This is a genomic window from Corynebacterium sp. Marseille-Q2823, assembly GCF_903645345.1.
In the GTDB taxonomy this organism is placed as follows: domain Bacteria; phylum Actinomycetota; class Actinomycetes; order Mycobacteriales; family Mycobacteriaceae; genus Corynebacterium; species Corynebacterium hiratae.
This window is the reverse complement of sequence record NZ_CAHJXS010000008.1, coordinates 1-15,215: the sequence shown is the minus strand read 5'-3', so window position 1 is coordinate 15,215 and position 15,215 is coordinate 1. Positions and strand designations below refer to the sequence as shown.

Genomic DNA, 15,215 nt, shown 5'->3' with positions numbered 1-15,215 from the left:
CAACACACTAACATGAACCCTTGACAAGTCGTTGGGTTTATACAACACTGTGGTGCATGTCCCCAAAGAAAAAGCCAACCCGCCCACTATTTAACCGGGTCCGCGTGCTCCGCGTTGAACGGGACATGACGCGCGCACAGCTTGCCGACGCCATCGGGGTCAACCCCCAAACCATCGGCGCTCTCGAGCGCGGCGACCACTCCCCCAGCTTGGACCTCGCCTTCAACATCTGCGAAGTTTTCAATCTACCCGTGGAAGCCGTGTTCTCCCGGACCGAATTCACCCCCATGTCCTCCGAAATCTACCGAAAGGACTAAACCACACATGTCCGCCTCTATTCCCGATTCCGTTAAGACCCGCAAGCGCTACATCACCCTGACCGACCTGTCCACCGCCCTCATCATTGCATCCATCCCCCTGCAGTTCTGGAGCGCCTTTACCTCACTCATGGTGGCCGCCCTTGGAACTTTGCTGTGCGCGTTGATGACCGCTCGCCTCCGCACAACGATTGGTGCCGCAGACCTGCCCAGGACAGAACTGGATGAGTATCAGATGCAGCAGCACCTTGAAGCCCGCGACGACGGCCTCAAATTCTCCCTCGCAGCACTCGTCATCCTGCTTCCGGTGACTGGCCTTATCGCCTGGGGTGCCCGAACCATGCCCATCATGGACGGCGTATTCGTCTCCCAGCTCTACCTCAAAATCATCCTGCTACTCATGGTGTGGGTGCCCTTCTCCGTGGCACGTTCCCTGGCCGGAAAGATGAACCGCGACGAGCTCATCTCTAAGGAATAAGCCGCTTAGCGGAAATCCCGCGAGCCGCGCGAGAGCACCTCACCGAAGGCCAGCGGCTCCAGCTGGTCCGCGGCAACGGTGACCGCGCCGGAGGCGTTCTGCACGATGCCGCGCACGATGAGCGCGGGCGCTGTTCGCGCGGTGACTTTATCCCGGGCCCACAGGCCTGGCGTGACCATCACGTTCATCAACCCGGTCTCATCCTCCAAACCAAAAAAGACCACCCCGCCCGCTGTCTGCGGGCGCTGGCGGTGCGTGACCACCCCGGCGATGCGCACGCGGGTGCCATCCTCCACTGCCGGCAAATCCGCCGCGGATAGGATGCCGCGGGCCTGCAATTCCCCGCGGACCTGCTCCATCGGCTGCTGGTTGTGAGTCACGCCGGTGCTCGCCACATCCGCCGCCATGAGCTCAAAGGCGCTCATCCCCGGCAAAGACGGCGCTTCAATCGCCGAAAGCCCTGGCAACACCCCCGCCCGTTCTGTTGCGGCCACGCCCGCCTGCCACAGCGCCTGGCGGCGATCCACCCCAAAGACGTCCAAGGCCCCCGCCACGGCGAGGGCCTCCACGTGATCGACGGTGAGGTCGGCGCGGCGGGAGAGATCGGGGACGTCGCCAAACGGCGCGGCCGCTTCAATGCGATCGGCGGCCTTATCACCCAACCCCTTGATGAGGTTAAGCCCCAAGCGGATACGCGCCTGACCGTCCGAGCCCACCACCACGCGCGCCTCGCGGCCCGACTCGTTGACGCTGACCGGCAGCACCTCCACCCCGTGGCGGCGGGCATCCTGAATAAGCGACTGCGGCGAGTAGAAACCCATCGGCTGCGCGCGCAGCAGGCCCACGCAAAACTGCGCCGGGTAATAGCGCTTAAACCACGCCGAAAAGTACACCAAGGAAGCAAAAGACTGCGAGTGGGACTCCGGGAAGCCATAAGCAGCGAAGGCCACAATCTTGGCCCACAACTTATCCGCCACCTCCCCGACGATCCCGTTGGTTTCCTCCAAGCCCTCATAAAAGCGCTGCTTGAGCGCTGCCATCTTGGCCGGCGAGCGCTTCGAGCCCATCGCGCGCCGCAGGTCATCCGCCTCCGCGCCGCTGAACCCGGCGGCATCAACCGCAATCTGCATGAGCTGCTCCTGAAAGAGCGGAATCCCCAGTGTCTTGCCCAGGGACTTCTCCAGCACCGGGTGGTCATAGGTCACCGGCTCCTTGCCATCGCGGCGGCGCAGGTAGGGGTGCACCGAGCCGCCCTGGATGGGGCCCGGCCGGATGAGCGCGACCTCCACCACGAGATCGAAGAAGACCCGCGGCTTGAGCCTCGGCAGCGTGCTCAGCTGCGCGCGTGATTCCACCTGGAACACGCCCACTGCATCCGCGCGGCAGAGCATGTCATAGACTTCCGGGTCAGCCAGGTCCAGCTCCCACAGGTTGACCACCCGGCCGGTGCTCTCCTCCACCAAGTCCATCATGTGGTGCAGCGCTTCGAGCATGCCCAGGCCCAGCAGGTCGAACTTCACCAGCCCGGCCGCGGCGCAATCATCCTTATCCCATTGCAGCACCGAACGATTCTCCATGCGCGCCCACTCCACGGGCACAACATCCGCAATCGGCCGGTCGCACAGCACCATGCCGCCGGAGTGAATGCCCAGGTGGCGCGGCTGACCCAGAAACTGCTCGGCCAAGCATTCAACGTCCGAAGGCGCGAGCGCAATGCCCTTCGACCAGGCATCGGCCGAGCCCTGCGGGTAGCCCAACGCGCGGGCGGCATCCCGCAACGCCCCTTTGCGGCGGTACGTAATCACGTTGGCCACCTGCGCCGCCTTCTCGCGGCCGTGCTTGGCGTAGACGTACTGGATGACTTCCTCGCGCCGGCCGGATTCAATATCGATGTCGATATCCGGCGGGCCATCACGGTCCGGGGAGAGGAAGCGCTCAAAGAGCAGTCCCGCGGAAATCGGCTCCGCGTTCGTAATCCCTAGCGCGAAGCACACCGCCGAATTCGCCGCCGAGCCGCGCCCCTGGCACAGGATGTTCTCCCGTTTACAAAAGTCCACGAGATCACACACGATAAGGAAGTAGCCGGGAAAGCCCAGCTGCTTGACGACACCCAGCTCATACCGCATCTGCTCCCACGCCCGCTCCCGAATCTCCTCTGGGCGCGTGGCATAACGTTCGGCAGCGCGCTCAAAGGTAAGGTGCTCCAGCCAGGACATCTCGGTATAGCCTTCCGGCACGTCGAAATCAGGCAGGTTCGGGGCCAGCGCCTCCCACGTGAAGCTGCAGTCCTCGAGGACGCGGACGGTTTCGGCAATGAGCTCGGGGCGCTCAGGCAGCAGGCGCGCCATTTGTTCCCCGGAGCGCAGCCAGGACGAGCCCATGGGGTGGGAGCTGGGGGAGGCGTCGGCAAGCGCGAGGCGTCTGGACAGGGCTTGTTTGGCTCCAGCCAACCGCGCGTGTTCACGCGTGGCGGCAGCCGGGCGCGCAGTGGCAATGGCGCGCGAAACCGGCAAGGAATCCAACAGTAGGTGGTGGTCCGCGTCCTCCGGGAGCTGGGTACATGCATACTCCAGAACCATGCTGTCTATTTTTATTCCCTCGACCAAAAGATCGAAATGCTCCACCCATTCCCAGCCCACCAGGAAGAGGCACTCATCCTGCAACTGCGCACCAATCTCCACCAAAGAAGGATAGGACACGACCCCCTTCTCCCCCGCCTCCATGTGAGCGCGGGAGATAAGCCGAGATAGACGCCGATAGCCCTCCGGGGTGCGCGCCAGGACGGTCAGCGGAGCTGGGTCGAGACTGAGCTCCGCCCCGAAGACCGCAGGCAGGCCAACTTTGGCGGCGGCCTCCGCAAACTTCATAAGACCATAGAATCCATCCCGATCTACCAGCGCAATCCCCCGCAGGCCCAGTTCGACGGCGCGCGCCACGAGCCCCTCCGGCTCGGAAGCGCCACACAGAAAGCTATAGGAGCTCACCGCATGCAGCTCGGCGAAAGGCACGGCGGAATGCCCCAACTTCGGCGCGTCCGTGGCCTGCGGTAGGTGGTCCACCGAGACCGGGACGGGCCCCGGGCGACCAGAGAGAATCCTCTCCACCCGGGACCACGGCAGCGCCTCACCCCCATTGAATCTCATAGCCCCACACACTATATTCGAACACAGGTTCCAGTCAAGGTTTTCGTTGAACAATTCTCCGAATAGACAAAGCGGTTCAATCGTTGCTAGTTTTTCGTGCAGCGCACAAATCCTGCGGTGACACGACTTGCCGCACAAACCAAGAAGGGACACTAGGAACCCACCATGAGCATCCGTCGCGTACTTGCTGCCACCTCGGCAGCCGTCATCGCCGCAACCGGCCTGGTTGCTTGCTCCTCGGACTCCGCTGAGTCCAAGGATTCCGGCGAGGCCATCACCAAGGACTCCACCATCACCATCGGCACCACTGACGCCAACATGGAAGAGTGGGCCGTCTTCCAGGACCTGGCCAAGGAAGCCGGCTACGACGTCAAGCTGGAGAACTTCGCCGACTACAACACTCCGAACCAGGCTCTGGACCAGGGCCAGCTGAGCACCAACAAGTTCCAGCACCTGAAGTTCCTGGCTGAGTACAACAAGGGCAACGGCACCGATCTGGTCCCGCTGGCCTCCACCGAGATCTACCCGCTGGCCATCTACTGGAAGGACCACAAGGATCTCGCTGGCATCGAGGGCCAGGAAGTCGCCATCCCGAACGACTCCACTAACCAGGGCCGCGCCATCGGCCTGCTGGTTCAGGAAGGCCTGGTCACTCTCAAGGAGAACAGCCCGCTGACCCCCACCCCGCTAGACATCGATGAGGACAAGTCCAAGGTTAAGGTCACCCCGGTAGATGCTGCCCAGACCCCGGCCGCCTACGGCGAGGGCAAGCCGGCTGTCATCAACAACTCCTTCCTCGAGCGCGCCGGCATTGACCCGAAGTCCGCCGTCGCTCAGGACGACCCAGACTCCGCCGAGGCTGAGCCCTACATCAACGTCTGGGCCGTGCGCGCCGACGACGCCGACAACGAGGCCCTTCACGAGCTGGCCAAGCTGTGGAAGGACCCGAAGGTCACCGAGGCCGTCCTGAAGTCCTCCGGCGACACCGCCGTGGCCGTCGACCGCTCCCAGGAAGAGCTCCAGGAAATCCTGGACCGCCTCGAAGAGCAGGTCTAAGCCCCGCGTAATCCACATGTCCCCCGCGCTCACGCTTGATTGCGTGACCCGGGGGATTTTGCCCGTTACTCCCTCCTCACTCACTACACGGACACGTACAAAGGAAACCCACGTGACTGAACAACAAGGCGCCCACCGGGGCACCCGGATTGAATTCCGCAACATCACCAAAGTCTTTAAAAACAAGAAAACCACCACCACCGCACTCGATAATGTCTCCCTGACCGTCGAGCCCGGCGAAATCATCGGCATCATCGGTTTCTCCGGCGCGGGTAAGTCCACGCTGGTGCGCATGATCAACGGTCTGGATAAGCCGACCTCGGGGCAGCTGCTTCTCGACGGCACCGATGTCGTCCCCCTCCCCGAATCCAAGCTGCGCGGCATCCGCCGCAACATCGGCATGATCTTCCAGCAGTTCAACCTCATGTCCTCGCGCACCGCGGCGGGCAATATTGAGTACCCGCTGAAGCTGCAGGGCGTCGAGAAGCAGGAGCGTAAAAAGCGCGTCCAGGAACTGCTGGAATTCGTCGGCCTGGCGGACAAGGGCGATAACTACCCGGAGCAGCTCTCCGGCGGCCAGAAGCAGCGCGTCGGCATCGCCCGCGCCCTGGCTAATAACCCTTCCCTGCTGCTGGCGGATGAGGCCACCTCGGCGCTCGACCCCACCACCACCCACGAGGTGCTCGACCTGCTGCGCAAGGTCAACCGCGACCTCGGAATCACCATCGTGGTCATCACTCACGAGATGGACGTCGTGCGCTCCATCGCCGACAAGGTGGCCGTTATGGAAAACGGCCGCGTCATTGAGGCCGGCAGCGTCTACGAGGTCTTTTCCAATCCGCAGACCAAGGTGGCGGAGAAGTTCGTGGCCACCTCGCTGCGCAACACCCCGGACGTCGTGGAGGCCGATGACCTGCTGGCCCACGAGGGCCGTCTGTTCACCATCAACCTGACGGAAAAGTCGGGCTTCTTCGGCGCCGCCGGCAAGCTCGCGGACGAGGGAGTGTCCATCGCCGTGGTCCACGGCGGCATCACCACCCTGCAGAAGCATTCCTTCGGCAAGATCACCGTGCGTCTCAACGGCCCGGATGCCGCCATCGAAGACTTCTACGCACATATGCAACGCACCACCGACATTGAGGAGATCCAACGATGAACGTCACCTACCTCGCGCAGGCCAATTGGGATCGACTGGGCGGCACGCTTGTCGACGCCGTCAAGGACACCCTCATCATGGTCGCCACCACCCTGGTGATCGCCGGCATCATCGGCTTGGTTCTCGGCATCCTGCTCTACACCACCCGCCCGGGCGGCATCCTGCAGAACAAGCCCATCTACTTCATCATCAACATCCTGGTGAACTTTGTTCGCCCGATTCCCTTCATCATCTTGCTGGCCTTTGTGCAGCCGCTAACGGTGGCGGTGCTGGGCAGCTCTATCGGCCGTGAACCGGCCACGTTCGTCATGGTGATTGCGGCTACCTTCGCGGTGGCGCGCATCGTGGAGCAGAATCTCGTGGCGCTGGACCCAGGCGTGATTGAAGCAGCCCGCGCGATGGGCGCTTCGCCGTGGAAGATCATCACCACGGTCATCATTCCGGAGGCGCTGGGCCCGCTGGTGCTGGGCTACACCTTCCTGTTCATCGGCATCGTCGACATGTCCGCGATGGCCGGCTACGTCGGTGGCGGTGGCTTGGGTGACTTCGCCATCGTCTACGGCTACCGCGCCTTCGAGTGGGAGGTCACCGTGGTGGCTACCCTCATCATCATTGTGCTGGTGCAGGCAGCGCAGTTCTTTGGCAACTGGCTCTCGGCCAAGATTATGCGCCGCTAACCGCGCGCCGCGTCCTGCGACGCGGCGCGTAGGATACGGACGCGGCGCGCGGCATAGAAACGAGAGGTCTTCGGTTCGTCTCCGCAGGAGGAGACGACGCCGGAGGCCTCTTTTTCTTCGAGTTCTACGTCCCATGCACGGCCATCACGGTGGCGCACAACGACGCCATTTCGCGCGGCGGGGTTTTCCGTTGCGGTGTTTTCCGCTGCGTCGACGGTGAGGTCGCCGTAGTGGAGGGGCTCGGAGGCGTCGAGAAGCTGGCGTGCCACCGCAAGCTCCGCCACTTGCCCTTGGGGCGTGGTGAGGCCGGAACCGCGGTTGGCGGGGTAGAAATACTCGCCGTGCAGCGCCTTGCCCACGAGCTCGCGGCCAGCTTCCACGTTGAGGCGGCCAAAGGAATAGCCCCACGGCATCAGCAGCACCGACGGCGCGAAGCGGTGCCCCTTGGTGTGGGAGGTTTCCCACACGGTCTCCTCAAATTCGCATGCCAGGGAGGCAGCAAGCGGGCGGCCCTTGATTGCGCAGCAGGCATCGCGCTTGGCGTGGGTGCACACGAGCACCAGCGGCAGGCACGTGCCGGTGGGGTGCTCCAGATCCAGATCGAGGATGCCCTCCGGGCCGTTCAGGACGTAATCCTGCACTAACCCCTCGCGTGCCCACACGACGAAACAACGGAAGTGCCCCGTCCCCCGCTCGTGCCCGGCGCGCCCGGGGCGGCGAATGAGCTGCAGGCCCGCCACGCCTTTGAGCTTGGCCTTGAGCTTCTCGGTGAGGCCTGGGCCAAAAGTACGACCATCCAGCACGTCGCGAGACCAGGCCGTAGGCCACTCAAAAAGGACATAAACAGATTCTTGTTTAGCGGTACCAGCCAGGGGCTCGACCTGGACATCGGAGCAGAAGGTCATGGCGCCATCTTAACTGGTATCACTCCTTTCACAACAATGTGGTTACGATGTTTACTTCAATGCATAGAATGTCTCGCGGTACCGCTACCCTCGGAGTTATGCCGAAACACAATCTTGCGCACAGCCGCCCTCGTGCTGCTCGTGCTCGAGGCTCCTCTTTCGGACGGCGACTCGACGCCACCTTGTCGGCGCTCAATCCACTCCCCTCCCCCCTCACCGTGCTGACGGCTACGCCGGCATGAGATAACATCTCCCGCCTCGGAGCTGTGTGCCGCGAGATATTGATATGACCGAGGTTGCGAACGTTCCGGGCTGCGATTGATCACGATGCCCCGCACGCAGGGCCCGGCGTCCTTCAGGTTCACCGCGCTCGACGTCAGCATCGACGGCACTGCCTATCCCTTCAGCTGATGGAAGACGATATCGGCACGAAACCCGCGCTCGTGACGGTGTCAGCGGCGGCGGCGGCCCGATCGGTAATGAGACCGTACTCGGTTAGTGCTCACGGGCCGACGCGCCGTCATGACATCTGAACTAGCCGCCGCCAGTCAGCGCGCTCACGACACGAACCAGGCGCGCTGCCTTCGTTTTCCGACGACTGCAGCGCGCGCAGTCGCCTCCCTCGCCGGTACGTCTAGCGGCGCATCCAGACAGCCCGCTCCCCAGGAGGGCCTCGGCGGTGACGATGACGTCCTTCGAGGAGACGTCGATAAGCCGAATCCGCGCGGCCGGGTGCGCCAGGCTCGCCGGGAGCGGCGCCGGGATGCGCCCCGGCCAGGTGCCCTCCGGCTGCGGATCGCGCTGCTCGCCATAGGGGACGTACTCGATGCGCTCGGCCACCCCACGCCCGCCCGCCGGGCGAGGCTGCAGCACGCGGTCCACCCCCAGCTGGGATTGCACCCGCGCGATAACACGCTTGGCCTGCTCGGTAGATTCGCCTGCGCCCCACAGGAGCCCATCCCCCGGCGGGGCGACCTCCACCGGCTCCAACGCCAGCTTGACGACGCCCCCTCCCTCACCCGGCGCACTCCCCGCCCGCGCAGCACTCAGCCAGCCATCGAGCTGCCAGCGCACGCGGTCCGCCGTGGCGGCCTCGCTGAGCGCTTCCTGGGTACGCCAGATCCGCTCCACACGCTCGCCGCCCTCGAACTCCGCAGCAACGCGCAGCCGCAGACACACCACGCCGGCCTCATCGAGCACCACATGCAGGCGCGCCGCGAGCTGGCGCGCGGCGAAGGCCGCAGCGTCCACGCGCTCTAAGGGTTCTTCGAAGTCCTGCTCCACGCCTAAGTCAGGGCACGCAAGCTCCGGCGCCACGCGCCTATCCGGTGCGGCCGTGGCCACCGCGTGGCACCGCCGTCCGGCCTCGCCGAAACGGGTGGTGACTTGGCGCAACGGCAGGCCCGCCAGCTCCCCTAACGTGCGCACGCCCAGCTGCTCCAAGGCGTGCACCACATCCGCCGCGCACCCCAGCGCCACCTCGGCGGCTAATACTCCAACCGGCTGCTGAGCCAGAAAGTCGCGCGAGCCGCCTGCCGGGACTACCGCGCCCAGGTTGTGGTGGCGCGCGGCAATCAGCGCGGTGGCGATCTCATCGGCGACGCCGACGGTGGCGTCGAGGTGGGATCTGGCGGTGGCGTCGACAAGCATCTCCACCGCCTTCGCCTCGCTGCCGTGGAAACGCCCGGCCGCGCCCGCGTCCACGATGACCAGGCCCGGACGCAGCACCTCCACCGAGGAGGCCACCGCATCCAGCCCCGCGGCAATCTCCGCGAACACCACCCCGTCCCGGTCCGGGTTGACCTCCTCCACGCGCAGCTCCGGCAGGACGGCTTGGGCTTGGCGCACCCGCATCCCGCGGCGCACCCCTGCCCGGCGCGCTGCTGCGTTGCAGACCGCCACGCGGTGCTGAGCAGCAATAACGCACGCTGCCCTGTCAGCGTCCTGCAGCGCCTGGATAGGCCAATCCGGGAACCACAGCGCCGCGACCCTCACACGACCTCCAAGTGCGGGCGCGCGTCCGGCCGCTGCCCGCACGTGAGCACTCCACGGCGCGGGCGCATGCTTGCCGACGCCACCCGCACCCCTATATCAACTCCCCAAATACGCCCGCTGCCCCGGCCCAAGCCATGCACCGCGACGACCTCCGCACCTATCTCCATCGCCGTTCCTGGCAGCCGGGTTCCCACGGTGAGCAGGGCCGCCTGCCCTGCCCGCACTTTCGCCAGCACGGGGCGCGCCCGCGTGGGGCTCAGCTCGCCTGTGCCTTTGTGCACCACCAGGTCCAGCCCCTCACACAGCACGCTAGTTACCGCCCAGGGTTCCGCGCCCGGTTCGGGCACCGCGATGACCCGGGAGATATCTCCATCCTCAACCACCTGTGCGAGTGAGAGATCGGGCCAGCCCACCACCGCAACGTGTCCGCCCGCCGCGCTAACATGGGATATCAGCTCCACCACGAGAGCGGCACATTCCGCACAGACGGTTGCCCGCTTGCGGGGAAGGCCACCGCCCGGGAGCAGCTCAGATAGCCCTTCGGGGACGCCGAGAAGCTCCACCTCCGGCTGCACCTGCGCGGCAACATCCGGGGTTTCCAGGCGTTGAATCTGGGCGCGCAGGATCGCAATTTGCTCGGCCTGCGGTCCTCCCACCACACGAACACCTGTTTGATTCATGGCTCCTATTATGAACCTCTCTCCGGACGCGCGCAATTGCGCTGGTAGCGTTAGGCGCCATGAATCCCCTCCGCACGCACACCACCCCAATCCCCACTCCGCTGTGGGTGCGACTCGGTTCCTCACTGTTGGCTGGTGCCGCCGTGGCGGTGGGTACCAGCCGCATCCACTTCGGTCTCGCGCTGGGGCTCAGCCTGCTCTTCCTCCTCGCGGCCTGCGCGCTCGTACTCCTACACCCCTACCGCGCGGACCTGCGTGATTATGCCCAGCGCCACAACGTCACCATGCTGCCCAACGCGGCACAGCTCATCCCGCTTATGGTGCTGTGGTTGATGGTCATGTTCTCCCCACTCCTCGCGCTGCCTGCCTGGGGCAGCGCGCTGGTGTGGGTGCTCGTTTCAGGCGCGGCCTTCCTGCTCTTTCCCCACGTCGACGGCTCCCGCAAGCTCGCCTACGCACCCCCTGCCTAAACCCAACCCGCCTAGGCCAGGCTGTTTAAGCCAGGTCGCGCGAGGTGGCCCAGCGCGTGAGCTGATGGCGGTTGGACTGCTGGGTCTTGCGCAAAATATTGGAGGCGTGTGTTTCCACCGTCTTCACCGAAATAAACAGCTGCTTGCCAATCTCGCGGTACGTATAGCCGCGCGCAAGCAACCGCAAGACCTCTAGCTCGCGCCGCGTGAGCGCATCCACCGCCGGGTCTTGTCCCTCCTCCGGCTCCGGCGCGGGCGAACCGGAAGCAAAAGCGTCGAGGACAAAACCCGCCAGGCGCGGCGAGAAATACGCATCCCCGCTGTGCACCTGCACCACCGCCTCGGCCAGATCCGGGCCGGAAATATTCTTCGTCACATACCCGCGCGCGCCCGCCCGAATCAGCGCAATCACGTCCTCCGCCGCATCCGACACGCTCAGCGCCAAAAACACCGGCCGCGCCGGCTGATTAGCCGTCGCGTTAATAACGGCGAGGCCACCGCCGTCGGGCATGTGGACGTCGAGAAGCACCACGTCCGGGGAGGTACGCGCAATGCCCTCCAGCGCCTCCGCAACGGTCCCGGCATCGCCCACGATCTCAATCTCCGAGGACGCCGCCAGCTCCGCGCGAACGCCCGCGCGAAAGACGGAGTGATCATCAACCAAAAAGACCTTCACCATGCTCATAACGCTACCGCGAGCTCCACCTCGGTGCCCTCCCCCGGGGTCGAGGAAATCCGCACGCGCCCACCAGATCCTTCTACGCGCGCGCGAATACTGTCACGAATCCCGTGCCTATCAGCGGGAATATCCTCCACGTCGAAACCCACCCCGCGGTCGCGCACAAAGATACTCAGCTCGCCCGCCAACAACTCCGCATAAACATCCACCGCGTCCACACCCGCATGCTTGCCGGCATTCACCATGGCCTCACGCGCGGCCTGGATAAGCAGCTTCGCGGACTCCGTCAGCTCCATGTCCTCACCCACCGTCACAGCAGATACCCGCATGTCGAAGAGATCTTCCACCTCCCCGCACGCCGATTCGAGGGCACCGAAACAGGTGGTGGGGGCGGCGGAGGGGGCATCGAAAAGCCAGGCGCGCAGCTCGCGTTCTTGGGCGCGCGCCAAACGCGTCACCTCGCGCGAATCCCCCGCCCGCTTCTGAATCAGCGCCAGCGTCTGCAGCACCGAATCGTGCAGGCGGGCGGCAATCTCGGCGCGCTCCTCCGAAACCGCCTTCGCCGCCTGTTCCTGAGATAGCGAGCGCCAGAGCTTCAGCACCAGCGGCACCACCAGCGCCAAAGCCCACCAGCGTCAGCGCCGTGGCAGATCGCCGAACCCGATCCGCTCTCCACGTCACCGCCGCCACCACGACGCCACCGATGACCAGACGGCACCGGCCGCCACAGCAACCAGGCCCACCGGCGTGTTCGCCCGCGGTCATACGCCAACCACGCCAGCACCGCGCCGATGGCACCACCGCCAATGGCACCGCCACGCTAGCGACGCCCCGAACCCCCAACACACCCACCGCACTACCCGCCAGCGCCAGGAACACCAGCACGAGGAGAGGGGCTGCGGCGGGGAGGAGGGCGTCGTCAAGCGCGGGCGTGAAAATCCACAGCCCGGCATAGGCCATCGCCCCCACCCACCCAGCAGGGTCAACGCGGTCAAGGCGATGCGCACGGAGAGCGCCGAAACCCCCAGATTCTGCGCCAGCCCCGCCGCCACGCCGGCGACCACGCGGCCAGATTGGGGGCGCGACATCACGGATAGGGCGCCGCGTTCTCGGCGGGGACATAGGGCGAAGTCATACTAGCCATAGTCCCACGCGCCACCCCTCGGGCACATCAGGGACAACCCTGAGGTCAAAAAATCAGGGCGATTACCGATACCGCCGCGAGGCCCCGCGCGGCACCATAAAAGCATGACGAAGAACAGCACACTCAACCAGATGTGGACGACCCGCCCCGTCCGCCTTCCCAAGAAACAGGGCGGTGACGCGCACATCGCTGGTGTCTGCGAAGGCATCGCGGTGCGCTACCAGCTTGACCCCACGATTGTGCGCGTGGCCTTCGTGGTCGCAGCACTCGCCTTCGGTGGTGGCATCGCCGCCTACCTCGCCGCGTGGGCGCTCATGCCGCGCTTCGGTTCGCCCTACTGCCCGCTCGATGCGGCCATGGGCAAGGATGGCGTCAAGGAGGAACAAGAGCTCGGCTGGGTGCTGATTATCGGCGTCCTTCTGACGTTTGGCTCCGGCCCGCTGTTCCTCAGCGGACAATTCCTCGCCGGCCTTCCGCCCGCTGCGCTGACCTTCGGCCTGTTGGCGCTGGCGTGGTACGCCCTTCACCAACGCGAACCGCTACCGCCCAGCGGGCTGTTGGCTGCCGAACAGCCGGTGCGCGAGGAACCGGTCAACCTCAACCCTTATACCCCAGCAGACGGCCACCCCTTCCCACCGGGGCGTACGACCCCGCCGTCCTGGGATCCACTCGGCGTGGTGCCCGATGCCTGGGACCTGCCGGAGCCGGGCCCGCGGGAAGAACCGAAAAAGAAGCGCGGTTCGCAGTGGGCTGAGGCCGCGATTGCTCTCGGCGCTGTGGGGGCTGCCCTGGCGATTGCCTTCTTTGGAGTCACCTTCGTCATCGAGGCCGACGAAGAATCCGGCTTCAGCGCCCGCTTCAATGTCGGTTCTCAGCACATCGCGCCCACCCATGAAGATGAGCTCCAGGAATACTATGACCTAGGTATTGGCACCTCAACGGTGGATTTGAGCCAAATCGAAGACCTCAAGGAAAAGCACGATGTCACCATCGACGTCGGCATCGGCAGCGTCGAGGTCATCCTCCCGAAGGACGTCCCTGTATCACTCACCTGTGACAGCGGCTTGGGGGAAAGCAACTGCACCAACCGCCATGACGATGATGCGCTGCTAGATATCCGCATCGACCAAGGCATCGGCGAGCTCACCGTCACCGGCTAAACTGGCCCACCATGATTCACTTCGGCAACGATTACCACCGTTTAGCCCACCCCCGCGTCCTTGATGCCATCGCGGGGGCGGGCGGGGCTTATGCCGGCTATGGCGCCGACGAGCTGTGTGCCACGGCCGCTGAGCGCATCCGCACTGCCTGCCAGGCGTCGAACGCTGAGGTGCATTTCATGGTCGGTGGCACGCAGGCTAACGCGACCATCATCGCCCACCGGCTGCGCCCCTGGGAGGGTGTCATCGCGGCGGATAGCGGGCACATCGCCACCCATGAGACGGGCGCCATCGAGCACACCGGGCACAAGGTCATCACGCTGCCAAACCAGCTGGGAAAAATCACCGCCGCGCAGGTGCGTGCGTGCATGGATGAGTACCGTTCCTCCGGGGTGGAGGAGCACATGCCGGAGCCCGCGCTGGTCTACATCACGCAGCCCACCGAGTTCGGCACCGCCTACTCCCGCGCCGAACTCGTGGCCCTGCGCGAGGTCTGCGGCGAGTACGATTTGGGCCTGTTTGTCGACGGCGCCCGCCTCGGCTATGGCCTCTCCGCTTCGGATATCACCCTGCCGGACCTTGCCGCGCTTGTCGACGTCTTCACCATCGGCGGCACCAAATGCGGCGCCCTCTTCGGCGAGGCCATCGTCTTCCCCGAGGGTGCGCCGCGCTTTCGCAATGCGATGAAGCAAAACGGTGGCCTGCTAGCTAAGGGCTGGCTGCTCGGCGCGCAATTTGCCTCCCTCTTCAGCGCACCAGGCGATGAGGTAACCAGGACGGCAGCAACGACCCTCTACGAGCAGATCTGCGCCCGCGCCAATGCTCAAGCACAGCGCATCGCCGAGGCATTCCGCGCCGCAGGCATCGACATGCTCTTTGACTCCCCCACCAACCAGCAATTCGCGCTGTTGACCCGCGAGCAGGAAGAGAAGCTCTCGCAAGACTTCGTGTGCCAGTTCTTCGAAGAACACGAAGGCCTGCGCGTGGTGCGATTCTGTACGGCGTGGTCGACGGAAGAGAGGGACGTCGATAAGCTCTGCGCTGCGATTTCTGCGCTCAAGTAGCGAGGTTCCCCGGCCTGGTTTAGGCTGTGGGCTATGCAACTGGGGGGTTACATTCAAGCACTAGCGCGCGGGCTCGACGTGGTCGAGCAATGCGCCGGTGTCACACGCGCTCAGCTGGTTGAGATGGGTGCGCGGCCGGATTTCGCGGAGAAGCTCCTAGGGCTGCACGCGGTGTATTTCGGGGACACGATGTTCCGCTCCCGGCAGTGCAAGGCCCGCCGCACGGGCCACGACGTGTTCACGCTCCTCGATATCGAGCGCTATTGTTCCAAGCTCAAAGCCCGCAGGGCC

15 protein-coding genes and 1 pseudogene are annotated in these 15,215 nt (G+C 64.9%); 9 read left to right on the top strand and 7 right to left on the bottom strand.

From position 1 onward, the window contains the following. The first annotated feature begins 56 nt into the window (after nt 1-56). Together HWX44_RS09630 and HWX44_RS09625 are read left to right on the top strand one after the other, a co-directional pair. On the top strand, nt 57-317 hold the full coding sequence (locus HWX44_RS09630) for a helix-turn-helix transcriptional regulator (RefSeq protein ID WP_039673876.1): 261 nt from the start codon (nt 57-59) through the stop codon (nt 315-317). Nucleotides 318-324: 7 nt separating this feature from the next. Beyond that, complete coding sequence (locus tag HWX44_RS09625; RefSeq protein ID WP_049157075.1) at nt 325-795, top strand: hypothetical protein; 471 nt, start codon at nt 325-327, stop codon at nt 793-795. Nucleotides 796-800: 5 nt separating this feature from the next. Here the strand turns inward: HWX44_RS09625 and HWX44_RS09620 are convergent, their stop codons facing one another. After that, the gene (locus tag HWX44_RS09620; RefSeq protein ID WP_175974393.1) at nt 801-3,938 is read right to left on the bottom strand and encodes an error-prone DNA polymerase; all 3,138 of its coding nucleotides are present in this window, start codon (nt 3,936-3,938) and stop codon (nt 801-803) included. A 165-nt stretch (nt 3,939-4,103) separates the two neighbouring features. Between HWX44_RS09620 and HWX44_RS09615 the strand changes: the two genes are divergently transcribed. Genes HWX44_RS09615 through HWX44_RS09605 form a run of 3 tightly spaced genes read left to right on the top strand, consistent with a single transcriptional unit; the run spans nt 4,104 to nt 6,827 of the window. Continuing rightward, on the top strand, nt 4,104-4,994 hold the full coding sequence (locus tag HWX44_RS09615) for a MetQ/NlpA family ABC transporter substrate-binding protein (RefSeq protein ID WP_049157071.1): 891 nt from the start codon (nt 4,104-4,106) through the stop codon (nt 4,992-4,994). 16 nt (nt 4,995-5,010) lie between these two features. Then, complete coding sequence (locus HWX44_RS09610) at nt 5,011-6,150, top strand: methionine ABC transporter ATP-binding protein (RefSeq protein WP_369816107.1); 1,140 nt, start codon at nt 5,011-5,013, stop codon at nt 6,148-6,150. Further along, on the top strand, nt 6,147-6,827 hold the full coding sequence (locus HWX44_RS09605; RefSeq protein ID WP_046648398.1) for a methionine ABC transporter permease: 681 nt from the start codon (nt 6,147-6,149) through the stop codon (nt 6,825-6,827). Before HWX44_RS09610 ends, HWX44_RS09605 begins: the two co-directional genes overlap by 4 nt. On the opposite strand, the gene HWX44_RS09600 is transcribed toward HWX44_RS09605, so the two are convergent. The 3 genes from HWX44_RS09600 to HWX44_RS09590 form a co-directional block, all read right to left on the bottom strand. After that, entirely contained in the window at nt 6,824-7,732 is a 909-nt protein-coding gene (locus HWX44_RS09600; RefSeq protein WP_175974391.1) for a sucrase ferredoxin, read from the bottom strand. The genes HWX44_RS09605 and HWX44_RS09600 overlap by 4 nt on opposite strands. A 534-nt stretch (nt 7,733-8,266) precedes the next feature. Next, complete coding sequence (locus HWX44_RS09595; RefSeq protein ID WP_254868169.1) at nt 8,267-9,727, bottom strand: Y-family DNA polymerase; 1,461 nt, start codon at nt 9,725-9,727, stop codon at nt 8,267-8,269. Continuing rightward, the gene (locus HWX44_RS09590) at nt 9,724-10,407 is read right to left on the bottom strand and encodes a hypothetical protein (RefSeq protein WP_246818671.1); all 684 of its coding nucleotides are present in this window, start codon (nt 10,405-10,407) and stop codon (nt 9,724-9,726) included. Before HWX44_RS09590 ends, HWX44_RS09595 begins: the two co-directional genes overlap by 4 nt. Before the next feature lie 59 nt (nt 10,408-10,466). Here HWX44_RS09590 and HWX44_RS09585 point away from each other — a divergent pair, with 59 nt between their 5' ends. Further along, complete coding sequence (locus HWX44_RS09585; RefSeq protein ID WP_070680519.1) at nt 10,467-10,877, top strand: hypothetical protein; 411 nt, start codon at nt 10,467-10,469, stop codon at nt 10,875-10,877. Nucleotides 10,878-10,902: 25 nt separating this feature from the next. On the opposite strand, the gene HWX44_RS09580 is transcribed toward HWX44_RS09585, so the two are convergent. The 3 genes from HWX44_RS09580 to HWX44_RS13345 all read right to left on the bottom strand — a co-directional run bounded on the left by HWX44_RS09580 (nt 10,903) and on the right by HWX44_RS13345 (nt 12,644). Beyond that, complete coding sequence (locus HWX44_RS09580; protein ID WP_070680521.1) at nt 10,903-11,556, bottom strand: response regulator; 654 nt, start codon at nt 11,554-11,556, stop codon at nt 10,903-10,905. Nucleotides 11,557-11,558: 2 nt separating this feature from the next. Further along, nucleotides 11,559-12,158, bottom strand: coding sequence for a sensor histidine kinase (locus HWX44_RS13350; protein ID WP_254868168.1), 600 nt, complete (start codon nt 12,156-12,158; stop codon nt 11,559-11,561). 159 nt (nt 12,159-12,317) lie between these two features. After that, nucleotides 12,318-12,644 (bottom strand): PspC domain-containing protein, encoded by a 327-nt coding sequence (locus tag HWX44_RS13345; protein ID WP_254868167.1) that lies wholly within the window; start codon nt 12,642-12,644, stop codon nt 12,318-12,320. Nucleotides 12,645-12,804: 160 nt separating this feature from the next. Between HWX44_RS13345 and HWX44_RS09570 the strand changes: the two genes are divergently transcribed. From HWX44_RS09570 to HWX44_RS09560, 3 genes and pseudogenes are all read left to right on the top strand, one after another. Further along, complete coding sequence (locus HWX44_RS09570) at nt 12,805-13,860, top strand: PspC domain-containing protein (RefSeq protein ID WP_070517459.1); 1,056 nt, start codon at nt 12,805-12,807, stop codon at nt 13,858-13,860. Nucleotides 13,861-13,871: 11 nt separating this feature from the next. After that, on the top strand, nt 13,872-14,924 hold the full coding sequence (locus HWX44_RS09565) for a threonine aldolase family protein (RefSeq protein ID WP_175974388.1): 1,053 nt from the start codon (nt 13,872-13,874) through the stop codon (nt 14,922-14,924). Between the two features lie 33 nt (nt 14,925-14,957). Next, nucleotides 14,958-15,215 (top strand): annotated as a pseudogene (locus HWX44_RS09560) (HNH endonuclease signature motif containing protein); the annotation flags it as partial.